Annotated in this window: 20 protein-coding genes; 10 read left to right on the top strand and 10 right to left on the bottom strand. The window is 36.8% G+C overall.

Going from position 1 to position 24,787, the window contains the following annotated elements; all coding sequences use genetic code 11:
- Positions 1 to 57: 57 nt before the first annotated feature.
- From PHQ93_RS01595 to grpE, 3 genes are all read right to left on the bottom strand, one after another.
- Positions 58 to 1,041, bottom strand: a complete 984-nt coding sequence (locus PHQ93_RS01595; protein WP_299939992.1) for a hypothetical protein — start codon at positions 1,039 to 1,041, stop codon at positions 58 to 60.
- Positions 1,042 to 1,195: 154 nt separating this feature from the next.
- Positions 1,196 to 3,076, bottom strand: a complete 1,881-nt coding sequence (gene dnaK / locus PHQ93_RS01600) for a molecular chaperone DnaK (RefSeq protein WP_299939993.1) — start codon at positions 3,074 to 3,076, stop codon at positions 1,196 to 1,198.
- Positions 3,077 to 3,253: 177 nt separating this feature from the next.
- Positions 3,254 to 3,799, bottom strand: a complete 546-nt coding sequence (gene grpE / locus PHQ93_RS01605; protein WP_299915711.1) for a nucleotide exchange factor GrpE — start codon at positions 3,797 to 3,799, stop codon at positions 3,254 to 3,256.
- 199 nt (positions 3,800 to 3,998) lie between these two features.
- Here grpE and PHQ93_RS01610 point away from each other — a divergent pair, with 199 nt between their 5' ends.
- The 3 genes from PHQ93_RS01610 (at position 3,999) to PHQ93_RS01620 (ending at position 6,680) form a co-directional block, all read left to right on the top strand.
- On the top strand, positions 3,999 to 6,011 hold the full coding sequence (locus PHQ93_RS01610) for a hypothetical protein (protein WP_299939994.1): 2,013 nt from the start codon (positions 3,999 to 4,001) through the stop codon (positions 6,009 to 6,011).
- A 71-nt stretch (positions 6,012 to 6,082) separates the two neighbouring features.
- A complete protein-coding gene (locus PHQ93_RS01615; RefSeq protein WP_299939995.1) occupies positions 6,083 to 6,286 on the top strand; it encodes a hypothetical protein in 204 nt (67 codons plus the stop codon).
- The gene (locus PHQ93_RS01620) at positions 6,276 to 6,680 is read left to right on the top strand and encodes a PIN domain-containing protein (protein WP_299939997.1); all 405 of its coding nucleotides are present in this window, start codon (positions 6,276 to 6,278) and stop codon (positions 6,678 to 6,680) included. Before PHQ93_RS01615 ends, PHQ93_RS01620 begins: the two co-directional genes overlap by 11 nt.
- Here PHQ93_RS01620 and PHQ93_RS01625 read toward each other — a convergent pair.
- The 6 genes from PHQ93_RS01625 to PHQ93_RS01650 form a co-directional block, all read right to left on the bottom strand.
- Positions 6,673 to 8,589, bottom strand: a complete 1,917-nt coding sequence (locus PHQ93_RS01625) for a bifunctional diguanylate cyclase/phosphodiesterase (protein WP_299939998.1) — start codon at positions 8,587 to 8,589, stop codon at positions 6,673 to 6,675. The genes PHQ93_RS01620 and PHQ93_RS01625 overlap by 8 nt on opposite strands.
- Positions 8,583 to 9,011: a hypothetical protein gene (locus PHQ93_RS01630; RefSeq protein WP_299940000.1), complete on the bottom strand. Its 429-nt coding sequence runs from the start codon at positions 9,009 to 9,011 to the stop codon at positions 8,583 to 8,585. Before PHQ93_RS01630 ends, PHQ93_RS01625 begins: the two co-directional genes overlap by 7 nt.
- Positions 9,012 to 10,877, bottom strand: coding sequence for a TonB-dependent receptor (locus tag PHQ93_RS01635; RefSeq protein ID WP_299940002.1), 1,866 nt, complete (start codon positions 10,875 to 10,877; stop codon positions 9,012 to 9,014).
- A 54-nt stretch (positions 10,878 to 10,931) separates the two neighbouring features.
- Entirely contained in the window at positions 10,932 to 11,507 is a 576-nt protein-coding gene (locus tag PHQ93_RS01640) for a ComF family protein (RefSeq protein WP_299940004.1), read from the bottom strand.
- A 134-nt stretch (positions 11,508 to 11,641) separates the two neighbouring features.
- Positions 11,642 to 13,432 carry a translation elongation factor 4 gene (gene lepA, locus PHQ93_RS01645; protein ID WP_299940006.1) on the bottom strand — a complete coding sequence of 597 codons (1,791 nt, stop codon included), beginning with the start codon at positions 13,430 to 13,432 and terminating at the stop codon, positions 11,642 to 11,644.
- A 13-nt stretch (positions 13,433 to 13,445) separates the two neighbouring features.
- Positions 13,446 to 14,372: a ribose-phosphate pyrophosphokinase gene (locus PHQ93_RS01650; RefSeq protein WP_299940008.1), complete on the bottom strand. Its 927-nt coding sequence runs from the start codon at positions 14,370 to 14,372 to the stop codon at positions 13,446 to 13,448.
- A 129-nt stretch (positions 14,373 to 14,501) separates the two neighbouring features.
- Here PHQ93_RS01650 and PHQ93_RS01655 point away from each other — a divergent pair, with 129 nt between their 5' ends.
- The 6 genes from PHQ93_RS01655 to PHQ93_RS01680 all read left to right on the top strand — a co-directional run bounded on the left by PHQ93_RS01655 (position 14,502) and on the right by PHQ93_RS01680 (position 23,326).
- The gene (locus tag PHQ93_RS01655) at positions 14,502 to 15,902 is read left to right on the top strand and encodes a mannose-1-phosphate guanylyltransferase/mannose-6-phosphate isomerase (protein WP_299940011.1); all 1,401 of its coding nucleotides are present in this window, start codon (positions 14,502 to 14,504) and stop codon (positions 15,900 to 15,902) included.
- A 93-nt stretch (positions 15,903 to 15,995) separates the two neighbouring features.
- Positions 15,996 to 16,769: an ABC transporter permease gene (locus tag PHQ93_RS01660; protein WP_299940014.1), complete on the top strand. Its 774-nt coding sequence runs from the start codon at positions 15,996 to 15,998 to the stop codon at positions 16,767 to 16,769.
- A complete protein-coding gene (locus PHQ93_RS01665; RefSeq protein WP_299940017.1) occupies positions 16,770 to 17,975 on the top strand; it encodes an ABC transporter ATP-binding protein in 1,206 nt (401 codons plus the stop codon).
- Positions 17,976 to 18,148: 173 nt separating this feature from the next.
- Complete coding sequence (locus PHQ93_RS01670) at positions 18,149 to 19,531, top strand: glycosyltransferase family 1 protein (protein WP_299940020.1); 1,383 nt, start codon at positions 18,149 to 18,151, stop codon at positions 19,529 to 19,531.
- Positions 19,528 to 19,893, top strand: a complete 366-nt coding sequence (locus PHQ93_RS01675; protein WP_299940023.1) for a hypothetical protein — start codon at positions 19,528 to 19,530, stop codon at positions 19,891 to 19,893. The genes PHQ93_RS01670 and PHQ93_RS01675 overlap by 4 nt, the downstream gene beginning before the upstream one ends.
- A complete protein-coding gene (locus PHQ93_RS01680; protein ID WP_299940026.1) occupies positions 19,883 to 23,326 on the top strand; it encodes a glycosyltransferase in 3,444 nt (1,147 codons plus the stop codon). Before PHQ93_RS01675 ends, PHQ93_RS01680 begins: the two co-directional genes overlap by 11 nt.
- Here PHQ93_RS01680 and PHQ93_RS01685 read toward each other — a convergent pair.
- Positions 23,302 to 23,430: a hypothetical protein gene (locus PHQ93_RS01685; RefSeq protein WP_299940029.1), complete on the bottom strand. Its 129-nt coding sequence runs from the start codon at positions 23,428 to 23,430 to the stop codon at positions 23,302 to 23,304. The two genes, PHQ93_RS01680 and PHQ93_RS01685, sit on opposite strands and share 25 nt — an antisense overlap.
- 123 nt (positions 23,431 to 23,553) lie before the next feature.
- On the opposite strand from PHQ93_RS01685, the gene PHQ93_RS01690 reads away from it, so the two are divergent.
- Positions 23,554 to 24,696, top strand: a complete 1,143-nt coding sequence (locus tag PHQ93_RS01690; RefSeq protein ID WP_299940032.1) for a glycosyltransferase family 1 protein — start codon at positions 23,554 to 23,556, stop codon at positions 24,694 to 24,696.
- The last annotated feature ends 91 nt before the right edge of the window (positions 24,697 to 24,787 follow it).

The following is a 24,787-nucleotide window of genomic DNA, read 5'->3' on the forward strand; positions in this document are numbered from 1 at the left end:
AAGTCAAAATGGTCGAAAATAAACTCTTATGTTTTTATATATAGTACCTCAATATCTTTAAAAAGTAGCAGGTGCTATATATTTTCCATTGACAAAACGGCAGCCGTGACCTTTTGGAAAGAGTTTCTTTGCATCAATCCATAGCTCGTTTACACTCTCTTTATGGGTAAAGTCGATTTTTGCCTGAGACTCCTTCACATCAACGACTAAACCGCAATTTGTTTCTACACCTTTTTTAATGTTTTTTCTAAAGTTTTCAATGCTTTTTGTGTAGTTGTCTATAGCTTTTTGCTCCATTTTTGCTAAGTTTATATTCTCTTTTTCTAGCTGTTTTTCGCTCTTTAGTATCTTTTGTTCGCTTGCTTTTGCCAATCGCTCTTCTTCTAGCTTTTTATTTTGCTCTTGGATTTTTAAATTATCGCGATTTTTTGTAGCAATAGGAATTAAAGTAGAGGCATAAGCATAAGATGAATATTTTTCTATAAATGCATCAAGCTCGTTTACTGTTTTAGCTTCAAGAAATAGGCGGTCACATTGTGCACGCTCAAATATAATTTTTTTATTCTCAATAGCTTTAAACAGGTTTGTCTGTCTTATGGCTTCATCAATCAGCTCTTTATCGACATACTTTTGTTTAGGAGATTTAGCATCAAGATTTTTTATGAGGCCTACGATATTTTCCGGAGTAACAGCACTTGTTAGATTGCTTGTACACGGAGTATATTGACCGGTATTATTTGAGTCACGGCATACATATACATTTGAAGAGTTCATCGCAAAATTTGGGTTTACTTCGCCATTTGCCTCATTTACTTTAAGAATCTCTTGATTCGTTTTTGCTCTTTTTTCTATTTCGGTATCTTTTATATCGACTATTTTCCAACCGGTATTATTTTTTTCAATCAATGCATAATAGTAACCGCTTTGGCTCACATATCCGCTCTTAGATGCAGATTTTGCATTAAGAGCCTGATTTGAGGTACTGCATCCAAAAAACAGGATAGATAAAGTAAGCGTATAAATAATATTTTTGTAAAACACATAATTCCTTTTAAGGTTTAAGTAGTTGAGATGTTTAATCAGACCTGTAAATTAATTTTACATCGTGAAATATTAAAAAGCCGTTAAGCTCTTTAGAATGTGGCGGGTTTTTAAGGATACTCTCACACGTATTTGTGTGAGAGCAAAGCTGTTTTTACTCTATTTCAGCATCGATGACATCATCATCTTTCTTCTTTTTTGAACTATCTGCGTGAGCTGCAGTATCATCTTTTTTGTACATCTGCTCAGCCATTTTGTGACTTACTTCCGTTAAAGTTTTCACTTTTGCTTCAATCTGCTCTTTTGTAGAGTTTGTATCTTTGAGAACATCTTTTAGTTCAGATATAGCACTCTCTATCTTAGTTTTTTCGCTTGCATCGATTTTAGTACCGATTTCGCCTAACGATTTTTCAGTTTGTGCTATAAGTGCATCGGCTTGATTTTTAAGGTCAACCAACTCTCTTCTTTTTGAGTCTTCCGCTTTGTGTGCCTCTGCATCTTGAACCATTTTGTTAATCTCTTCTTCGCTAAGTCCTGAAGAACCGCTGATTGTGATTGATTGAGATTTGCCCGTACCTTTGTCGGTCGAACTAACAGTTAAAATTCCGTTTGCATCGATATCAAAAGTTACTTCGATTTGAGGCACGCCTCTTGGAGCCGCTGCGATGTTTCCTAGTTCAAATAGACCTAAAGATTTGTTATCTCTTGCAAACTCTCTCTCACCTTGAACAACCGAGATGCTAACGGCAGGCTGGTTGTCTTCTGCAGTTGAGAAGATTTGAGATTTTTTAACCGGAATCGTCGTACCTTTTTCAATGATTTTAGTAGCAACACCGCCTAAAGTCTCGATTCCAAGGGAAAGCGGAGTAACATCAAGTAGAAGTACATCTTTAACGTCTCCTCTTAAAACACCGCCTTGGATAGCTGCACCCGCCGCAACAACTTCGTCAGGGTTTACGCTTTTGTTTAGGTTTTTACCGCCAAAGTAATCAGAAACCATTTTTTGAGCAAGCGGAACACGGATTGAACCGCCGACCATGATAATCTCTTTGATATCGCTGTTTGATAAACCTGACTCTTTCATAGCAGTTTTGATATGCTCGATAGTCTCTTCAACAAGTTTTTCAATCATACTCTCAAATTTAGCGCGAGTAAGTTTGATAACCAAGTGTTGAGGACCTGCTTGCGTCATAGTGATAAACGGCAGGTTAATCTCTGTTTCAGTAGATGAACTTAACTCTTTTTTAGCATTTTCAGCTGCATCTTTTAAGCGTTGAAGTGCCATTTTGTCGTTTTTAAGATCTACGCCGTGAGTATTTTTAAACTCGCTGTTTAGGTAATCAACGATTTTGTTGTCAAAGTCGTCCCCGCCTAAAAATGCGTTACCGTCAGTTGAGAGAACTTCAAAAGTACCGTCACTTATCTCTAAAACAGTAACATCGAATGTCCCGCCCCCTAGGTCATAAACAAGTACATTTTCATCCGATTTGCTCTCTAGTCCGTACGCAAGTGCAGAAGCGGTAGGCTCGTTGATGATACGAAGAACATTAAGACCCGCGATAGTCCCCGCATCTTTTGTAGCCTTTCTTTGTGCATCGTTAAAATACGCCGGAACCGTAATAACCGCGTCAGTTACGGTAGAACCGAGGTAAGCTTCAGCATCCTCTTTTAGTTTAGAAAGGATCTTAGCCGAAATCTCTTGCGGAGTGTAAATCTTGCCCGCAACATCAACGGCAGCCATGCCGTCTTTGTTAACTATGTTATAAGTTACTTTATCGTGAGCAGCTTTTGCATTTTCCTCGCTCATCATAAGACCCATAATTCTCTTGATTGAAGAGATTGTTTTGTTTGGGTTTGTTATCGCTTGGCGTTTTGCAGGATCTCCTACTAAAACTTCACCTTTATCCGTAAATGCAACTACCGAAGGAGTCGTATTTTTACCCTCTTTATTCGGGATGATTTTCGCCTCACCGCCCTCATAAACAGCAACACATGAATTTGTCGTTCCTAAATCTATACCTATTACTTTACTCATTTTTTTATCCTTAATTTGATTTTATTTTATAAAATAAAATAAAATGAAGGGAACCTCCATCTTATTTGTCGCAAAAGGAACAAGTCCCTTTCGCTTTCGCTAGCCGCTAAGGCACTAAAGTTTGACACTTTTGTGTCAGATTTGATTTTTTATCTTATAAAACTATATGAACGAATGTTAATTCGCCACAACAACCATCGCTTCGCGAAGCGGTCTCTCTTTATATTTATAGCCTGTTTGGAAAGTTTGAACTATCTGTCCGCTCTCTACCGTGTCGCTATCTACGCTTTGTATAGCGTTATGAATGTTCGGGTCAAAAGGTTCGTCGTGAGAAACCATCTTTACGCCGTGCTTTTCCAAAGCGGTCGTGAGCTGCTTTAGCGTAAGCTCAATCCCCTCTTTTAATTTTTCTAAGTGTTCTACGGGGTCTGCTACGCTTGCAGTCGATGAGAGAGCCATTTGAAGTGCATCCATAACTGGAATCATATCTTTGGCAAATTTCTCGTTTGAATATTCGACCGCAGTATACTTCTCTCTCTCCAATCTTTTTTTGATATTATCAAAATCAGCATGAACGCGAGCATATTTGTCTTTTAGTTCAGCCATTTCGGCTTGTAAAAGATTAAACTCGTTTTCAACGGCTGCTGCTTCTGCCGCCGCATCATCTAGTTCAACTTTTTCAAGAGTTTCGCTTTGAACCTCTTCATTATTTTCTTTTGACATAGTTGTTAAATCACTCCTTTTCTAAAAAGATGACAGAATTATACATATTGAGCGTAATAATGTCAAGGGCAAGTTAAATGTTTTTTGTCAACTAACTTTAGTCCGTTTGTATCAACTATACGGTTTACAAAAAAAATCATTAATATTGTATCATTATAGAAGAAGTTTTGATATCAAATTTAGCGGTAGAGGAGACGGCGTGAAGTATTTAGCTTGGATTGGCGGAATTTTATTAATATTTGCAGCAACTGCATATGGAGTTTTTTTTTCGCCGCTAGGCAATAGCTTGATAAAGCCGATGGTAGAGAGCAAAATACGAGAGCAGACAAAATTAGAGAGCAAACTTACCAAATTTTCACTCTCTACAAGTAGTTTTGAGATAGTTTTAGAGTTAAATAGCAACAACACCATAAAGATAAAAGGGGATTACTCTCTCTTGTCGCGAGCATTTCAACTCTCCTATGAAGTAGGTTTTCAAAAATTGGAGAGTTTGGAGCCGTTTACTCTAACTGCGCTTAGAGGAACGCTTTATACAAACGGAACAGTAAAAGGCAGCATGGCATTTATGAAAGTTGACGGCAAAAGCGATATCGGAGATAGTCATACGGCTTACTATGTCGAGCTGACTGATTTGAATCCGACTTCCATTATCGCAAAAATGAAAGATGCGAAACTCTCTTCTTTGCTTCATACGGCTGCTAAAAATCCATACGCGACGGCAGATATAGATTTGGAAATAAATTTTAAAAATATAAACCCGCATACAATGGACGGAGATATAGTTTTAAAGAGCAAAAACGGAAATATAGACCCAAAATATATGAAAAGCGATTTTAATGTAACTATCCCCAAAACCTCTTTTTCTATGAATCTTGATGCAAAACTAAAAGGTGACGATGTAGATTATAAGTATGATTTTTCTTCAAATCTATTTAAAATTGCCACTTCGGGCAGGGTAGTTCCACAGCCTCTTAAAACGGATATAAAATATTCGCTAGATATCCAAGAGTTGGAGGTGCTAAAACCTATTACCGGCGCAGATATCAGAGGTGCATTGAAGCTGGCGGGAGAGGCAAAAGGAGACAAAGAGAGACTTGCAATAAGCGGTATAAGCGATTTGGCTTCATCAGAAAGTGTATTTGAGGCAGTTTTAAAAGATTTCGAACTTGCATCGCTTCGTGCTAAAATAGAAAATTTAGAGATAGAAAAACTGCTCTTTATGTTAAAACAACCGCACTATACGGACGGATTGCTTTCTATGAACGCGGATATAAGCGATGCACGAAGCGATAAACTGGATGGAAAAATTACGACTAAAATTACAAAAGGTCTTTTAAACTCAAACTACTTGACAAAAGCCTATGAGTTCAAATCGGCTATGCCGACAACGACTTTTGACTCTGCGACGACAACTATGTTAAACAAAAGTGTAGCCGATACTAAAGTCGTTTTTAACTCAAATATTGCAAATATTGACATAAAAAACGCAAAATTTGACATAAAAGATGGCTCTCTTAAGGGTGACTATACGGCTAATATCGCGGATTTGAATAAGCTTTTTTTTATTACAAATCAGCATCTAAGAGGTGCATTGGCTGCAAATGGAGAGTTTAGCAAGGCAAAAGATTTGGATTTTACGATGCATACAAATATTGCGGAGGGAAAAATAGATGCAAAACTTCATAATAATGATTTTTATGCGGATATCGGCTCCGTAAAAACCAAAAAACTGCTCTATATGTTTCTATATCCGGAGCTGCTCGACGCTACTTTAAATGCTAAGATAAATTACGATTTGACTCAAAGCAGAGGTACATTTAACGGGCAAGTTGCAAACGCAAAGTTTGAAAAGAATCAACCTTTTGATTTAGTCAAACAGTATGTCAAGTTTGATATGTACAAAGAGTTTTTCAGCGGTGATATAAATGCAAAAATACATAAAGAAAATATTTTAGCATCGCTTGACCTTCGTTCGATAGAGGCTTCCATAAAGATAAAAGAGGCTAAAATCAATACAAAAACAAAGCAGATAGATAGCGATATAACCTTGCAGGCAAAGAAAAATGTTGTGAGTGCAACTCTAAAAGGTGATATTGATGCTCCGAGAGTGTCGATAAATTTGGAAGAGTTTATGAAAACAGAAGCCGGCAAAGAAGTTCAAGAGAAAATAAGCAAAGAGGCAGACAAACTCTTTAAAAAGCTGTTGAAGTAGTTAGTTTTATTTGACTTATTTGGATTGAGTTGAGTATAATCTTTATATAAAAAATTAAGAGGTCTTAATATATGCATACTTTGAAATTGAAAGTGCAAGACAGTGTATTTGATAAAATTATGTATTTTTTACAAAATCTTCCAAAAAGTGAAGTAGAAATTGTTGAAGATAAAGTGACATTAAAAAATCAGCCGGATTTTATTGAGTATCTTTCCTCAAATCCTGTTGCCGTAAATAGTGACTTCCTTAGTAGAACAGAAGCTAATGCCAGATAAAGTTTTTTTAGATACAAATATTTTATTATATGCATTTAGCACAAAAGATATAAATAAGCACAATATAGCAAAAAATATTGTTTTGTCTCAGGCAGTAATTAGTACTCAGGTCATTAATGAGGTAGCTGTAAATCTCATTAAAAAATTTGATTTTTCTGAAGATAACATACAAAAATTTCTAAGTAGCAGTTATTCAAGATACTATGTTGTCGGGTTAGATTATGATGTTTTTTCTGCTGCTTCTGATTTAAGAAAAAAATATATGTTCTCATATTATGATAGTCTAATTGTTTCAGCCGCACTTGCGTCACATTGCACCATCCTCTACAGTGAAGATATGCACCACGACTTACTCATCGAAAATAAACTAAGAATCATAAATCCCTTTAAATAGCTTTTACGGAGTCAAAAAGCTCTTCTTTCTCAATCAAAGTAGCTTTTGGCGGGGAGATATAGTAGCCTTGCATAAAGTCGACATTTAACTCAACCAGCTTATCAAAAACATTTTTCGAGTGAACAAACTCGGCGACTGTTTGCATATTGCTCTGCGAAGCAAAGTGGATGATGCTCTTTGCAACTTTGTAATCTTTAATGTTTTTATCGATATTTTTGATTAGTGAGCCGTCTATTTTAAGGTAGTTTGCCTCTATGTCGATAATGGTTTTAAAGTTTGAGTAGCCGCTTCCAAAGTCGTCTATGGAGACTTTTGCTCCCAAAGAGTGAAGCAGATTTGTTTTGGTTTTAAAGAGTTCTACATCATCTATCTCATCACTCTCAAGTATCTCAAAAGTAACGCTGGATGCCAACTCCGGATTGCTTTTGAGATGTTTGATAATCGTCTCTTCAATGTCTGCATTGATAAGGTCTGAAAAATTTATATTTACGCTTATATTTTTTTTACTCTCTTTTAGTTTATCAAAAACAATTTGTAAAATTCTCTGAGTAAGTTTATAGTGCATATTTGTCCCTTTTATTTGAGGCAAAAACTCAAAAGGGGTAACGACTCTCCCATCGGCTGCTATTATCCTAACCAGTGCTTCATACTTGTAAATCTCACATTTTTTGTAATCATATATCGGCTGATAGTAGCATGTAACTCTATCTTCATCAAGTGCTTCTTTTACAAAACTTATGTCTTTTGAGCTGTCATTTTTTTCAGAGATTGATTTTTCATCATAAATCTCTATCCTGTTTCTTCCGTTTTTCTTTGCATTATAGAGCATTTTATCCGCTATTTTAATAGCTTCGTGCAGATTTTTTTCTAATGCCGGATGTTTATGCAGACCGATGGAGACACTTAAGCCGATTTCATTGCCCTCATAAAAATAATCTCTTGAAGAGATACTCTCCTTAATCCTTTCGCACACTTGCAGTGCAGAGCCGCTTCTGTTATGGATAAGCAGTAAAAACTCCTCTCCGCCGTATCTGACAAGTATGTCGCTGGCTCTGATGGAAGCTTTAAATATTTTACTGGCTTGAACAAGCACAAAGTCACCTGCTTGATGCCCGTAAATATCGTTTATGGATTTAAACTTATCAAGATCTAACATAGCAATACTGTAATTATTTAGATTTATGACATTTTGCAGCTCTTCGAGGTAGTTTCTGTTAAATGTATTTGTAAGCGGATCCGTAAATACTCTTTTTCTTGTAGCAAAATAGTGAAAAAGCTGCATAGCTATCATAGCCATAAAGAGAACTACGACAATTATTAAAATAATAAAAAAGTTCTCTAAAGGCTTAATCGATTGCAGAATTATATCTTGGATTTTTGTCGTGATATCGACGCTAAAAAGAGCGGCTACTTCATTGTTGATTATTATGGGATGAAGAAGAGTTATATAGAGATTTTCTATATCCTTTTGTTTTAAAATCACGGGTTTTTTAGTACTATATACATCAAAATACTCATTTTGAGTAACATCAAATTTTTGGTAAAAACTTGCTTTGTCTGTTTTTGAAGCATCTAAGATAAATCTAAATTTGTTTTTCTCGTCTTTATATAGTATATAGGCATATTTTATATTTGCCGTCATAATCAAAGAGATAATATCTTCATATTTTTTTGCGTTCTCTTCTTCCATAAAAGCATTTAGCAGTTCATCGGAATTTCTGATATTTAGAGATGTCGTAAAATCTCTCTGCACTGCATTTAGTATGGTTGAGATCTGCTCTATCTGATCTGTTTCAATGCGATTGTAAACATCCTCTTTTGTTGTTTTGATATTGCTGTATATGTAGACGAAAAATAGACCTAAAACCAGAAGAAGAAAAAAGATAAAAAAATCTTTGCTCTTTACCATATCTTATCCTCAACATAATCATCCAGTTTATCCGAGACTATTATTGATTGTGCTTTTGCTCTAGGCGCAATTATAACGATATTGGGTCTGCCTTTTTTCCAAAAAATAGCACCGAAGCTTTGCGGAACCTCTTTTAAAAGAGCATAGTCAAGTACGAAAATCGCTTTTTCATGGCAAGTTTTGTCTAGGTTTTTTTTATTTTCCAAGATAAGGAGTGTGGCATCTTTGCAATAAGCCGTTGTTGCATAAGAGCCTTTTTTATCAAACTCTTCAATCAGCTCTTTATCATCGGACCAGATAACCAGCCCTTTTTTCATAGAGATATTTGCAAATATTTTTTCTAATATCTCAGCTTTTATAGCATGCGTATTATCCGCAAAAGCTAAAGCGATTAAAAAAAATACCCCGATTACAGTTCTCATCTAAAAAGTGTACTCCAGCGTAAAAATAGCTCTTCTCTCTATCGCTGAGGTAAAGATACCGTTTATATTTGACTGGCTTGCTTTGTCAAATATATTTTCGCCCTTTATCTTTAAGTCTAAATTTTTGTCGTAATGGTATATGGCACCTGCCGTGTAGTCATATCCCGCATCTATTTTATAGCCCATCACATCTATGTATGAAGATCTATATACAAGCTCATTATAGAAGTCAAATCTACCGACTTTGTTAAATAGCTGCACTAACGCACCGTTGTCCGAACTAAGATGAGCTTTGTCTTTATCGGCAATAAAATATTCCACAAAAAGTTTATTGTCTTCATCAAATTTATATTTTGTGTTTACAAAGAGTTGCCTAAAATCGGCAGTGTCGGGATTATTTATATATCTGCTGTTAGCCCTGTCGAATGCGATACCGTTTTTGCTTTTAGCTTCACCCACTCCCAGAGTAAGAGTTAGCGCATCTTTTTTGTACTCACCCTCAATTTTTAATAGATTACCGGTAGTAGCTTCTAGGTTTGGATTTGGATAGTAAAACGGGGAGAAAGTCGTCTGTGCAAATATCGGGTAGGTATAATTTTTTTGAGCAAAAAATTTAATTGAAAAATCCTCTCTAAGTTGCCCGTTGTAAGCAAAACGAATCAATTTTTGTGTAGCTGATTCGCTCATGTAGTTTTTGTAGTAGTCAACTTTTGTGCCGAGTGTTATAGAGTGATACTTATTGAATTTATATTCATCTTCTATGTAGAGCATATAGATATCAAGATCTCTTGGTCCGACTATTACGGTTTTATCTACGCCGTTGCTCTTAAATTCGTCAAGGAAAAACTCTTTAAATCTAGCCTCTGTACCTACTAAAATATAGTTATCCCCATAAACGAATCTTTTTTCCAAAGTAGCACTGTTTGTTCGTGAGCCGTTTTTAATAAGTAAATCATAAGCTTTCGTTCTGTCTTGCAGAGTCATGCCCATGCTGTCCGAGTTGCTTACTCTTACCTCTTCATAATCGCTTCCAAAAACAAATTTTATATTATTGTCAAAATATTTTGTAAAGCTTATATACATATTTTTTGTGTCAAGATAACCGCCTCTGACCGCCGGACCAAAACCGGCAAAAATATCACTTTTTTCTCCTCCGGCGCCAAGCTCTACTAAAAAGTCATCCTCTTTTTGCAGACTGACATAAGATTGAACTCTTTTGCCGTCTCTTGAGAATTTGGCGCCGTTTGTACCTGTATGTTTATCATAGTTACTTATCCCGACATCAATATTTGCCAGATATGAGTATCCGTCAAGCTTTTTTGCCTCTATAAGCTGAGCTCTGCCGCCGCCGCTTTCTGAGTTTATAGAAGTTTGCAAGACCGTTGCATCTTCTCTTGAGGGATCTTTTGTATACATTCTTATGGTCATATTGCCGGGTTCACCGCCAAAGGAGATAGAGTTTGAAGCTTGGTATATCTCGATATGGTCTATAAAATTTAGTCCTATTTTTCCGTACTGAGTCATCGCAGTTCCGGCAGTTAAGGATTTTAGCTCATGTGAATTTATAAATATTTTAACAGAAAATGTTGTCGCTTCAGAGTAGGGGCTTTTAACAAGGGTGTTCATTCCGATTTTTGTATTTTTGAGTGTAAAGAGTCTTATTGTTTTTAAAACATCATTGAGCGTATAAGCCTGCATTCCGTCAAGGTCTGCACGGGAGTATACTATAACATTCCCTGAGTTTTCCTCTTTTGTCTCATTGTATAGTTCTCCTGCTTCCCTGTACTGAGATAACAATTCATTGAGATTTTTTTCTTCACCAAATAGTAGAGCAGTTAAAAGTATTAAAATGAGGTATATTTTCACTTATAAATTCCAATAATGTTTAAAAATAGAAAATAAAGTATATATAATAACACCTTATTTTATACTTGCATCGGCTAATGATAGACAAAAAACAACATTATGACTGTTTTTTTGCAGAGTTCCAATCGCTTGAGTAAAAGTCAAACCCGTAGTAACTATGTCATCGACTAAAATCAGCTCTTTTTCTTTAATGTTTTTTACTTCAAAATCTCTTGGATTTAACATCCTAAACTCTCTGCTTTTTCCGGAGTAAGTCACTCTGTTTTTTGCTCTAAGTTTATTAAACTCCGGTTTTATATATCTGCTCTTGAGTGCTTTGTTGAGGATTGCCGTATGAGAGTAGGCGTCTTGCACAACATCGTCAATCGCAACGGAAGTAACCGTATGTTCATAGTTAAACTCTGCAGCAAACTTTTTAAATGAGTTTTTCGCCAAAATAGTGTAGATGTAGTAGCCCAAATCGGTATGTTTGGTATGAAGCAGATTTTTTATGTCGTCATATTTGTAAAAAGAGATAACTTCGATATTTCCTAGGATTTTTCTTTTATAGATGGAGGGAGTTAAAAATGTATTTTGACATTTACGGCAGATATGCGAGAGTGACAGGCTCTCACAAAGTAAGCATCTCATAAACTACCTTTCTTTATCTCTCAGACTACCGCGTCACTTCGTTCCTCGCAGTGACGAGTGTGTGTCATTGCGTATCTCGTAATTGCGAGCGTAGCGCGGCAATCTCAATGACAAGTGCGGCAATCTATAAATCATCAGTCCATCTTCAATACAGACATAAATGCCTCTTGCGGAAGTTGAACTTTTCCTATGGACTTCATTCTCTTTTTACCTGCTTTTTGTTTATCTAGCAGTTTTCGCTTTCTGGTAATATCCCCGCCGTAACACTTAGCGGTAACATTTTTCCCCATACTCTTAACAGTCTCTCTTGCGATTACCCTGTTTCCAAGTGAAGCTTGGATAGCCACTTCAAAAAGCTGACGAGGAACTATCTCTTTCATGTTCTTTACAAGCGCGCGACCGCGATACTCAGCAGCTGAACGATGAACGATAATGCTAAGTGCATCTACCACATCGCCTGCTACAACGACATCAAGCTTAACTAAGTCGCCCTCTCTAAATCCGATAGGCTCATAGTCAAAACTTGCATAACCTTTAGAGATTGACTTTAGTTTGTCATAAAAATCAACTACAATCTCATTCATAGGAAGAGAGTACTCAAGCATAACTCTGTTTTCATTGAGATATGTCATCTTGTCTTGCGCGCCTCTTTTGCTAACCAAAAGGTTGATGATATTTCCAAGATAGTCCGTAGGTGTGATAACCGTAGCTTTTACATAAGGCTCTTCGATTCTATCTATATAGTTTACAGGCGGGAGTTCCGATGGGTTTTGCACTTCAACCATATCGCCGTTTGTAAGATAGACATTGTAGACAACAGACGGAGCAGTAGCGATGAGGTCAAGGTCAAACTCTCTCTCAAGACGCTCTTTGATAACCTCCATATGAAGCATACCCAGAAATCCGACACGAAAACCAAATCCAAGTGCTATGGAAGTCTCAGGCTCATAAGAAAGTGAGCTGTCATTTAGTTTTAGTTTATCAAGCGCATCTCTTAAGTCTTCAAATTTATCGGTATCTATCGGATAAATTCCTGCAAAAACAAACGGTTTAGCCGGTTCATATTTTAAAACCGGTTCTGCCGTTGGATTTTTGGCATCCGTTATAGTATCGCCTACATTTACGATATGTACCTCTTTTAGACCAAGAACGACTATGCCTATTTCACCGGTTTTTATAACGGAAGTTTTTTTGCGTTTAAGCGGATGAGGGTACATCAAATCAAGCACTTCATGCTCTTCGCCGTTGCTCATAAGTCTTACTTTTTGCCCTGTTTTTATCTCGCCGTCAAAGACGCGAACAAGAGCTAACGCACCCAGATATGAGTCAAACCAAGAGTCGTAAATGATAGCTTTTGTAGTTGCGTTTGGGTCTCCTACGGGAGCAGGAATCCTATCTACGATAGCGTCAATGAGTTCACGAATCCCGATTCCTGCTTTTGCAGATACGAGTACGGCGTCCGTTGCATCTATCCCGATGCTGGTTTCTATCTCTTCTGCTACTTTTATAGGGTCGGCTGCAGGTAAATCTATCTTGTTTATAACAGGAATAAGCTCTAAATTGTTCTCCATAGCCAGATAAACATTTGCGATTGTCTGAGCTTCAACGCCCTGAGCCGCATCCACTATAAGAAGTGCACCGTCACTAGAAGCCAAAGATTTGCTAACTTCATAAGAGAAGTCGACATGCCCTGGAGTGTCGATAAGGTTAAGTATGTAATGCTCGCCGTCTTTTACATAGTCAAGGCGAACACTTTGCGCTTTGATGGTGATGCCGCGCTCTTTTTCGATGTCCATCGTGTCCATCATCTGCTTGCCAAGCTCTCGATCGCTTACTGCTCCGCACTCTTGGATAATACGGTCTGCCAAAGTGCTTTTTCCGTGGTCGATATGTGCAATGATAGAAAAATTTCTAATGTTTTTCAATTAATTCCCTTAGTTACGCAAAAAGTGAATTAACACTTTCGTTATGATAAACTCTTCTGATAACCTCTGCAAAAAGAGGTGCAACGGTTAAAACTATGATTTTATCGTGCGGTTTTGACTCTAGTGTATTTGTAACGATTAGCTCATCAAGCTCGCCGTTTTCTATATTGTCATACGCTTTTCCGCTTAAAACGGCGTGAGTAGCACATGCCATAACAGAATTTGCCCCTTTGTTTTTAAGAGCAGTTGCCGCTTTTACCATAGTTCCGGCAGTATCAACCATATCGTCAATCATGATGACATCTTTGCCCTCGACATTGCCGATGATATTCATAACTTCGCTCTCGTTTGCCTTTTCACGGCGTTTATCAACGATTACCATCTCAAGCCCCATGCGTGAAGCAAAGTATCTAGCGCGCGCAACACCGCCGATATCCGGAGATGCAATAACGGGATTTTTAAGATTTTTACTTCTTATGTAGTTTTCAAAAGTCACGGAGCCGTAAAGGTTATCGACGGGAATATTAAAAAAACCTTGAATCTGTCCCGCGTGTAAGTCAATGGTTACAACTCTGTCGATTCCCGCTGCCTCATACATATCTGCAACAAGTCTGGCAGTTATGGGAACACGGGGAGCAGCTTTACGGTCTTGTCTTGCATATCCATAGTAAGGAACAACAGCCGTGATAGTAGAAGAACTGGATCTGCGAAGAGCATCCGTCATAATGAGAAGCTCCATTAAGTTGTCATTTGAGGGTGCACCGGTTGACTGGACGATAAATACATCACGACCGCGAACACTCTCGGCAATTTGAACTGAAATTTCACCGTCGCTAAATTTTTTAATATCAGCTTTAGCCAATGGAACATCTAAGATTTGACAAACCTCTTTAGCGAATTCTATGCTGGCAGAACCGGCAAAAATTTTATAACCGCGCATGGGATACCTTTTGGAAAATTTAAGTGAGATTATACAAAAATAGTGCTGAGGAGTTGTTAAAACAAATTTCCTTAATTGATAAATCAGTATGCAAGTGCTACAATCACATCAATAATAAGAGGATGATAGATGACAAATATTATTTTATGCGGCGGTAACGGCACGAGATTGTGGCCGATAAGTAGAACTCTTATGCCAAAACAGTTTGTAAAACTTTTCAATAAAAACTCATTGTTTCAGCTCACGGTTGAAAGAAATTCTAAGTTATGCGGCGGCAGAATGATTGTCTCAAATTCGGAGCAATATTTTTTGGCTAAAGATCAGTTGGATGAGTTTGCTTTAACGCCTAATGCTCAGCATTTAACATTGCAAAAGACCGATTTTTTGCTTGAACCTGTCGGTAGAAATACTGCTCCGGCAATCGCTCTTGCTTGTATGGTACTGGATAAAGAAGAGATTGTTTTAGTTACGCCCTCGGATCATCTTATAAAAAATGAAACAGAGTATCAAAAAGCGGTTAGTCTTGCAAAAGAGTCGGCAGAGAAAAGCTACCTTGTCACTTTCGGCATAAAACCAACATTTGCCGAAACGGGGTTTGGATACATAGAAGCAGACGGCGATGTTGTAAAAGCTTTCCATGAAAAGCCTGATTTTGATACGGCTACCGCATATTTAAAAGCGGGGAATTACTACTGGAACAGCGGAATGTTCTGTTTTAAGGCAGGAGTGTTTTTAGAGGAGCTTCAAAAATATTCCCCAAAAATTTATGAAGCATCAAAAATTGCATTTGAGAATTCATTAAACGTTCAAAATTCAAAATACAACATTCAATTAGATGATATGCAAAATATCCCTGAAGACTCCATTGACTATGCCGTTATGGAAAAATCATCTAAAGTAAAGGTTATACCATCGGATATAAGCTGGTCGGATGTCGGAAGTTTTGATGCACTTTATGAAGAGTTGGGAAAAGATGAAAACGGAAATACTATAAATGAAAAATATGTCCAAATAGATAGTAAAAATAATCTTATTTACGGAAATGAGAGAAAAATAGCAACCGTAGATATAGAAGATTTGATAATAGTTGACACAGGCGATGCGCTGCTTATCTCAAAAAAAGGCTCATCTCAAAAAGTTAAAAATATCGTACAAAAGATTAGATGTGATACCGAACTCCACAATATCCACTTAACGGCACATAGACCTTGGGGAACATACACCGTATTAGAAGACAATCCAAAGTACAAGATAAAACGCATTGAGGTAAAACCGGGAGGCAGACTCTCTCTTCAAAAACATTTTCACAGAAGCGAACACTGGACTGTTGTCAGCGGAACAGCCGTAGTCACATTGGGTGAAAAAGAGATTATATTAAGAGCAAATGAGTCCATATACATTCCGATGGGTGAGCTTCATAGACTCCAAAATCGCGGTAAATTAAACTTAGTCATCATAGAAACTCAAATCGGCGACTATTTGGGTGAAGATGATATTGTTAGAGTAGAAGATGATTATAGAAGGTTCTAATATGGACTGCCGCACTTCGTTCGCAGTGACTATCTCTCGTCATTGCGAAGAGCTTGCGACACGGCAATCTCCTTTGATATTTAAAGGTCTCAATTGAAACACAATATTTTACTAGCATTTTTTTTCGCTTCAAGAGATTTTAAAGAACGATATGTAGGTACGGGTCTGGGGCAGATTTGGTATATACTCTCACCCATTATTACTATTTTTATCTATACCGTAATCTTTTCAGATTTTATGAAAATGAAGCTTGATATTGTGGATAACAGCTACTCCTACAGCATCTATCTTGTTCCGGGACTTTTGGCGTGGACATCTTTTAGTACGATTTTGATGAGGTTAAACGGCTCTATTTTAGAAAAAGCAAACCTGATAAAAAAGATAAGCGTTCCTGCTTTTGTCTATCAACTAAGCATTATTATTACCGAGTTTGGCGTTTTGATGCTCTCTTACTTGCTTGCACTAATCTTTTTGCTGCTTGTAAATCATCCCATAACCTTGACTTTTCTCTATCTTATCCCTATTTTGTTTTTGCAGACACTGTTTGCTTTTGCACTTGGCGTAATTATCTCGCTGTTTACCCCGCTTTTTAAAGATTTAAAAGAGGCAGTTCCCATCTTTGTTCAGCTTTGGTTTTGGATGACACCTGTCATATATATGAAAGAGATGATTGCAGACAAATTCCCTTCTCTTTTGATCTACAACCCGTTTTACTACTTTGCGCAAATTTATCAGGATATCTTTCTTTACTCAAAAGCACCCTCTCTGCACGCTATGTCAATTATACTAGCCATAAGTATTTTAACTCTGCTTTTAGCGGGATTTTTGTATAAAAAGATGATCGGCACCATCAAGGATATTATTTAGATGAAAAAAATCTTAGAAGTAAAAAATGTATCAAAAATTTACAAGATGTATAAAAATAACTTTGACAGGTTAAAAGAGATTTTTTTAAATAAACCCTATCATAGGGAGTTTGTATCCAACAATGGTATCTCTTTTGATCTTTATGAGGGTGAAACACTCGGTATTATCGGTGTAAACGGTGCCGGAAAATCTACAATACTTAAAATAATAGCAGGAGTCATAAATCCCACAAGCGGAGAGGTGATTAGGCGTGGCAGAGTAACCGCATTGCTTGAACTGGGAACCGGTTTCAATGACGAACTAAGCGGATATGAAAACATCTTTTTAAACGGAACACTTATAGGGATGACGCAAAAAGAGTGTGAACAAAAAGCAAAAGAGATTATCGCTTTTAGCGAACTAGGCGACTATATATACGAACCTATCAAAACCTACTCATCGGGAATGAAAATGCGTCTGGCTTTTTCTATAGCCATTCATTCGGAACCGCAAATTCTCATAGTCGATGAAGCGCTCTCTGTCGGGGATGCTCACTTTGCGGCAAAATGCACAAAAGCTCTTAGGGAGAGAAAAGAGAACAATATGTCTATTATCTATGTTTCTCATGACTTAAACTCTTTAAAACTACTTTGTGACAGAGTTATTTTGCTTCATCACGGTGAAGTTGTTCAAGAGGGCAACCCTGAAGCCGTTATGAATAGTTACTACTTTTTGATATCGAAGTTAAATGATGAAGCGCAGGAGATAAAGATAAACAACTTGAGTGAAAACTCTTTTGGAAGTTTTGAGATAGAGATAAAAAAAGTGCTTATATTCGGCGAAAAATCAAAATCTCAAATTATTTCTTCCGGTGAATACTCCACTATACAAATTTATCTAAAATCATCTGCAAAGTTTGATAATATTACAATCGGTATCCATATAAGAGATAGATTCGGTCAGGATATTTACGGTACAAACACCTACTATCAAAAGGTAGACATCTCCTTAGAAGAGGGCGAATATATGTGTAGTTTTGAGATGCCTCTAAATATAGGTGTCGGCAAATACTCTTTAGGATGTGCAGTTCATACTGGAGATTATCATACGGATAAATGTTTTCACTGGCTAGACCATGCCGCCGAGTTTGAAGTTGCAGGAGTCGAGGGAAATATTTTTATAGGACTTTGCAGGCTTGAACCAAAAATTACTTTATCTCGTCATTGAGATTGCCACGGCAAAAGCCTCGCAATGACAAGGAATCGTCACTGCGAGGAACGGAGTGACGCGGCAGTCTAAGAGAGAAAGAGAAGATTGCTTCGCTTCGCTCGCAATGACAAGTGAGGCAATTTAGTTTTTAAAAAACACCTTTAGTTAAATTTAAAAAAAAGAGTATAAACATGAAAAAAATATTTGTAGACTGCTCGTATCTTTATAATAATACGGAATCAAATACCGGAATACAAAGAGTTGTAAGAAAAATTACCGAAAATTTACTGGAACTTTCAAAAGAAAACGACAGTGAAATCATTTTAGTTGATATTGCAAACGGTAATTTTTTTAAAATCGAATCCCAAATGTTGTATCCCTCCGTTTCTGCAAATGTACAAAAAGCATCTCATTTTGACATAAATAAACTGATAAGATTTGCAAAAGAGTATCTGAAAAACATTTATAAAGCACTCAAAAATCTTATATTCGCACTGCTTCCATTTTCTGTCGTCGGTAATTTTTTACATGCGCCTAGAACAAAATTCGGCTTAAACTTTCTTATAGATACGCTAATAATAAAACCTTTAAAAGCAATTACCAGACCGCAAAAAAAAGAGACTGCAGTAGCTGCCGAGGCTGCTCCGCTTATGGTTGAGGGCGGTGATATACTTTTACTTCTTGACTCGACTTGGCATTTAAATATATGGTCAAGCGTATCATCTTTTAAAAAACAAGGCGGCACGGTAATCGGAGTTATATATGACATTATTCCTATATCTCATCCTCAGTTTTGCGATGATTCTCTCACTAAAGTTTTTAAAGAGTGGTTTTATGACTCCTTAAAATATGTCGATGGATATATCGCAATTTCTAATACTATAAATATCGGACTCAAAGAATTTCTCTCTAAAGAATTTGCAGGGCAAATAGAAGATAAAAAGTTTGATTATTTCCTGCTTGGAAGCGATTTTGAATATAAAACGCTTAGTGAACCGATTGTCAGACCGGCTTTAGAGGAGATGTTTTTAACAAACAAATCAGTTTATTTGATAGTATGTACGGTAGAGCCTAGAAAAAATCATGCATATCTGCTTGATATATTTGATCAGTTATGGAAAAATAACTTTGATGTTTCATTATGTATTGTGGGAAAAATAGGCTGGAAAATAGAAAAAACTATAAATAGAATCAACTCGCACGATATGCTTAATAAAAAATTGCATTTTTATAATGATTTAAGCGATGCTGAGCTTCAATATTGTTATAAACACTCAAAGATGTTACTTTTTCCTTCGATTGTTGAGGGTTTCGGCTTGCCTATAGTTGAAGCTTTGTCTTTCGGTTTACCTGTTTTAGCCAGTGATATTGCAGTGCATAGAGAGGTCGGAGGCAAGCAAATAGGATATTTCAACATATCAGATACCAAAGATTTGGAAAATCAAATAATAGGCATAGAACAAAATGAAATTCCGGCTTCTTATATCCCTCCAAAAGATTACAGGTGGATGAGTTGGAGAGAAAGTTCTCAAATGTTGCTTGAAAAAATAAAAAAAATAAGTAGCCAAATATGAAAAATTTTATAAAAAAATTACCGTTGATAGGTTTTCTTGGTAGATATTTGTATAATTTATTGAGAATAAACAATATCAAGCATAGATTGGTCGTATTGGAAAATCTCACTATCACTCAACAGCGGCAGATTCAAGATCAGCAACAACAGATAGATGCGCTAAAAAATGAGCTTGAAAGCAGTAAAAATATTATAGATTTTAAGTTGGCAGACTTGATGTTACATCACTCTTTATCGCTTCGCCACCGCATAGATCAGTTTGTTTTTGATGCAAATATAGAGTTGAAAAATAGTATAAATTCACCTGAAGAAAAACTCTTAAACATCGCTGCTATGGCAACAAAACTCTCAGATGAGAAGTAAAGTTTTTTCTATACATCAGTTTACCCCCTCTATCGCCGACGGTGACGGAGTAAGCGGTGGTGTTTTATGGACGGCGGATATTTTGCGTGGGTTTGGTTTTAACTCATTGGTTTATGCAAACCACATAGATCCTAAGTTAAAAGATAAAGTTCTTCATATAGACTCTTATGTTCCATCGCCGGATAATGTATTGATTTACCACCACTCGATAGGGCATGAGCATCATGAACAGATTCTTGCTTTTGCGGATAAAAAAATATTATGCTATCACAACATAACCCCTTCACATTTTTTTAACAACTCTCCTCATCTTCAGCAGGCATGTGACCTTGGCAGAAAGCAGCTTGCATCATCTGCTAAAGCCTTTGTGGCTTCTTACGCAGATTCAGAGTACAACGCTAAAGAGCTTCACGCTTTTGGATACCAAAATCCCAAACCCATACCGTTGTTAGTTGACATTACGAAAAAAAATTTAATTCGTCCCAATGAAACTATAATTAAAAATTATTCTAAAACATTTACCATACTCTTTGTGGGGCGCATCGTATCTAACAAATCACAAGAGATGCTCATAGAAACTATCTACTACCTCAAAAAGCTTCTATCTTTAAAACTAAAACTTATTTTAGTAGGCAGTACATCGGAACAGGCGTATTTTGATTATCTAAAAAAACTTGTCGTTTCGTTAAAACTAGAAGATAGCGTACTGTTTGCAGGTAAGGTGTCACAAGAGGATCTCGCAGCTTATTACTCTGCTGCAGATATATATCTTAGTTTAAGTGATCATGAAGGCTTTTCTATACCTATCATTGAAGCACTCTCTTATGATACGCTTACCATTGCTTACTCGACTTGCGCCCTTCCTGACACCTTGGGAGAGCAGGGAACTATTGATTTTAAATCGCCTGATTTGGTCGCTAAATATATATATGACATTATAAACGACCCCTCTTTGCGAGCAAATATTTTAAAACGCCAAAAGAGACATTTTTTAAAATTTCATCAGGACAATCTAAAGAAAAATTTTGCTGATTTTTTAACTGCCGTTGATATAGATATTCCAAATTATCCCTCATCCGTTAAATCTTTTTCTGATAAAACAATACGCATAGAAGGCTCTTTTGACTCCTCTTACTCTTTGGCTATCGTAAATAAAACTATCGCAAAGGCTCTTGGTAAACAAGGTTGCAATGTAAAACTCTATTCAACCGAGGGTTTTGGAGATTTTGAACCCAATTTGTCATATATTTCTGATTTGGATATTTTAGGTATGTATGAAAATACTCAAGAGTTTGTAAATACAACCATAAGAAATCTCTATCCGCCAAGAACAAATGCGATGCAAGGTGAAAATAAGATTATCGGTCCTTACGGTTGGGAAGAGTCTGTTTTTCCAAAAGAGTATGTAGATTTTTTTAATGCCCGCCTAACAACGATTTTTGCGATGTCGGAGTATGTAAAAAAAGTTTTGAAAAATTCAGGCGTTTGTGTTCCGATAGTTACAACTGGTATTGTAGCCGATGATATTATAGAGACGCCATCACAAAAGTTAGATTTTGAACTGCCGCACGGTTTTAGACTTCTTCATATATCGTCGGCTTTTCCTCGCAAAGGCATAGATAAGCTTTTAGAGGCATTTGAACTTCTTGATGAAAGTTTTTCTATTATCTTAAAAATATTTCCAAATCCTCACAACAATGCCATAGAACAACTCTTAAATATCGGTTACATTTTGACAAAAACTCTTCAAGAGGGAGTTTTTTTATATGTCAAAGAGAACAAAACTATTTTATGTATAAATAAAGATTTAAAAAAAGAGCAGATACGCTATCTTTATGAAAACAGCAATCTTCTCGTTGCGCCAAGTTTTGGAGAGGGGTTCGGTCTGCCTATGGCAGAAGCCATGCTTTGCAATCTACCCGTCCTTACAACCGGATATGGCGGGCAGACGGATTTTTGTAACGATGCAGCATCTTGGCTTATAGATTTTGATTTTGCCGTAGCTTCAACACATTTAAGTGAGCCAAACTCTATCTGGGCAGTACCGAAAGTATCTCATCTAGCATATCAGATAAAAAAGATAAGTCAAACTCTCAGCAATGAGATAAAGGTAAAAACAGATTTTGCAAGAGAGATTATTTTAAAAAACTACTCAAAAGAGGCAGTAGCCGCGAAAATCTTATCGGCTATAAACTCAAGCGATTCCCCTGTCATTGCGAGCGAAGCGCGGCAATCTTCTCTTCCCTCCACTATACTGCCGCGTCACTCTGTTCCTCGCAGTGACTGTTTCTCGTCATTGCAATCTTCTCTTCCTGTCATTGCGAGCGAAGCGCGGCAATCTGCTCTTTTGCGCGGCAACCCGTCTATAGGAGTTTTTTCAACATACAACACCAAATGCGGCATTGCCATATATACAAAAAACCTCATATCTTCATTTGTAGATAAAACCGTAATCTTTGCCAATTACACACAGGAGCCGACTGTTGCGGATGATCCAAACATAGTCCGCTGTTGGCATAGCGGTAGAGACACTTCAGACATAGAAGCACTAAAGAGCGCTATCGTTTCAAAAAATATAACAACGCTGATAATCCAATATAATTTTAGTTTCATACCCCTTTATCTTCTTGAAGAGTTACTCTTTTTTTGTAATCTTAACTCTATAGATGTACATCTCTTTTTTCACTCTACTAAAGATGTTATAACAGCGGAGTATATTGACTCTATAGGGTCAATATCAAAATCCGTAGAGAAGACGACAGCAATTTATGTACACTCCGTAGAGGATTTAAACTATTTAAAACATTTCGGTGTTTATAAAAATACTTTTTTAATTGTTCATCCTTTCAATGCGGCGCTAATGGATATGTCAAAACATATACAAAAAGTCTCAAGCGATTTTGTGACTTTAGCTACATTTGGTTTTTTACTGCCTCAAAAAGGAGTATTAGAGCTGATAGATGTAGCCGAGGAGCTAGATAAAGAAGGGATAAAAGTAAAATTATTACTTCTTTGTGCTATTCATCCTGCACCTGTTTCACAGATTTTAAAAAAGCGTATAGAAGAGAAGATATCTTCATCCCCTATAAAAAATCGTATAGAAATATGTTTTGATTTCCTTCCCGAAGAGCAAATCGTCGCACGACTATCTGCAGCAGATAAGATAGTTTTTGCCTATCAAAACACGCAAGAATCATCAAGCGCTGCACTAAGAATCGGACTCTTAAGCCAAAAAGAGATTATAGCAACGCCGCAGCCGATTTTTAACGATGCAAAACATACGGTTACCTTTTCTAGCGATTCATCGGTAGCCTCTCTTGTTAAAACTATAAAAAAATCACTTTCATCTGAGTTTGATCCATCAAAACAAATAGAGTGGATTTTAAAAAATGATATTAAAACTGTTAGTCAGAGATTTTTTAATTCGTTATGATGGTATTTGTAATTGCGATTTTTTCTGTCATTGCGACCTTCTCCGTCATTACGACCCTCTTCGTCATTGCGACCTTCTCCGTCATTGCGAACGCAGTGAAGCAATCTCTCCCTTGCTCTTTCTCGTCATTGAGATTGCCACGGCTAAAGCCTCGCAATGACAAGCATTCTAAGCTGAGTTTTAGAAGTACCAATATCTTATATTAACAATACATCGGAGTTTAATAAATGAAAAAAGTTCTTATAGATGCAGTTTCTCTGCTCTCACCGTTAACCGGAATAGGGCGGTATACTTATGAGATTTCCAGCCGCTTACAGAAGTTATCTGCAGATAAGTATGAGATTTTTTTTAACTACGGATTTCACTCAAAAGAGCTTTACGGACTATTGGATAAACAAACTACTGCAGAGCAAAAAGCCAAAAAACTGCAATCTTTCATAAAAAAATTTCCTCTGCTTAAAAAACTCAGCAGAAGTTTTTACCTATTTATTACAAAATTTTATAGAGTAGAGTACGACCTATATTTCCAGCCAAATTTTATTCCAAATTCAAATATAAAAGCCAAAAAACTTATCTGTACGGTTCACGATTTCTCATTTATGCTTCAACCTCATTGGCATACAAAAGAACTAATAGACCATTACAATAAAAATTTCTTCAAACTTATAAAAAAAGCCGACCATATTATCACTGGTTCAAACTTTACAAAGCAAGAGATCATTGACTATATGCAGATACCCCAAGATAAAATCAGCGTAATTTACCACGGAGTTAACCACGAACTCTATAAGCCGTATCCGCAAAATGAACTTCAAGATACAAAAGCTAAATTTGATTTGCCAAAAAAATTTTTACTTTTTGTAGGCTCCATAGAACCGCGTAAAAACCTCTTGACTCTGCTAAAAGCTTACAATCTGCTCACTAATGATGAAAAAGGAGAACTGCCTCTTATTTTAGTCGGTTTTAAAGGGTGGGAAAACAGAGAAATTATGCAAGAGATCCAAAAAAATAGAGATTTCATTCGCTATCTAGGGTTTGTCTCCGATAGTGAGCTTGCCCATATCTACAATCTTGCTACAGTTTTTATCTATCCCTCACTTTATGAGGGTTTTGGTTTGCCGCCGCTTGAAGCCATGGCGTGTGGTACTCCCGTAATCGTATCAAGCGTAGCGTCTCTGCCTGAAGTTTGCGGCGATGCAGCTCTCTATGTCGAGCCGACTGATGAGTTAGATATAAAAAACAAGATTTTAGTTATTGCAAAAGATGAAAAATTAAGAGAAGAGTTATCGCAAAAAAGTAAAACTCAAGCCGCCTTTTTTTCGTGGGAAAAATCAGCGGCTGAACATTTTGAAGTTTTTGAAAAAGTTTGAGATTGCCACGTCACTTCGTTCCTCGCAATGACGCGGTTCTGTGTCATTGCGCCTCTTCCGTCATTGCGAGCGAAGCGCGGCAATCTCTCTC

Origin of the sequence: Sulfurimonas sp. (assembly GCF_028714975.1) — a bacterium.
GTDB lineage: Bacteria > Campylobacterota > Campylobacteria > Campylobacterales > Sulfurimonadaceae > Sulfurimonas.

What these genes read in the sequence shown, in the direction of transcription:
- dnaK (WP_299939993.1), bottom strand. Translation starts at nt 3,076, where the DNA reads ATGAGTAAAGTAATAGGTATAGATTTAGGAACGACAAATTCATGTGTT.
- grpE (WP_299915711.1), bottom strand. Translation starts at nt 3,799, where the DNA reads ATGTCAAAAGAAAATAATGAAGAGGTTCAAAGCGAAACTCTTGAAAAA.
- PHQ93_RS01615 (WP_299939995.1), top strand. Translation starts at nt 6,083, where the DNA reads ATGCATACTTTGAAATTGAAAGTGCAAGACAGTGTATTTGATAAAATT.
- PHQ93_RS01620 (WP_299939997.1), top strand. Translation starts at nt 6,276, where the DNA reads ATGCCAGATAAAGTTTTTTTAGATACAAATATTTTATTATATGCATTT.
- PHQ93_RS01625 (WP_299939998.1), bottom strand. Translation starts at nt 8,589, where the DNA reads ATGGTAAAGAGCAAAGATTTTTTTATCTTTTTTCTTCTTCTGGTTTTA.
- PHQ93_RS01630 (WP_299940000.1), bottom strand. Translation starts at nt 9,011, where the DNA reads ATGAGAACTGTAATCGGGGTATTTTTTTTAATCGCTTTAGCTTTTGCG.
- PHQ93_RS01640 (WP_299940004.1), bottom strand. Translation starts at nt 11,507, where the DNA reads ATGAGATGCTTACTTTGTGAGAGCCTGTCACTCTCGCATATCTGCCGT.
- PHQ93_RS01650 (WP_299940008.1), bottom strand. Translation starts at nt 14,372, where the DNA reads ATGCGCGGTTATAAAATTTTTGCCGGTTCTGCCAGCATAGAATTCGCT.
- PHQ93_RS01655 (WP_299940011.1), top strand. Translation starts at nt 14,502, where the DNA reads ATGACAAATATTATTTTATGCGGCGGTAACGGCACGAGATTGTGGCCG.
- PHQ93_RS01665 (WP_299940017.1), top strand. Translation starts at nt 16,770, where the DNA reads ATGAAAAAAATCTTAGAAGTAAAAAATGTATCAAAAATTTACAAGATG.
- PHQ93_RS01670 (WP_299940020.1), top strand. Translation starts at nt 18,149, where the DNA reads ATGAAAAAAATATTTGTAGACTGCTCGTATCTTTATAATAATACGGAA.
- PHQ93_RS01675 (WP_299940023.1), top strand. Translation starts at nt 19,528, where the DNA reads ATGAAAAATTTTATAAAAAAATTACCGTTGATAGGTTTTCTTGGTAGA.
- PHQ93_RS01680 (WP_299940026.1), top strand. Translation starts at nt 19,883, where the DNA reads ATGAGAAGTAAAGTTTTTTCTATACATCAGTTTACCCCCTCTATCGCC.
- PHQ93_RS01690 (WP_299940032.1), top strand. Translation starts at nt 23,554, where the DNA reads ATGAAAAAAGTTCTTATAGATGCAGTTTCTCTGCTCTCACCGTTAACC.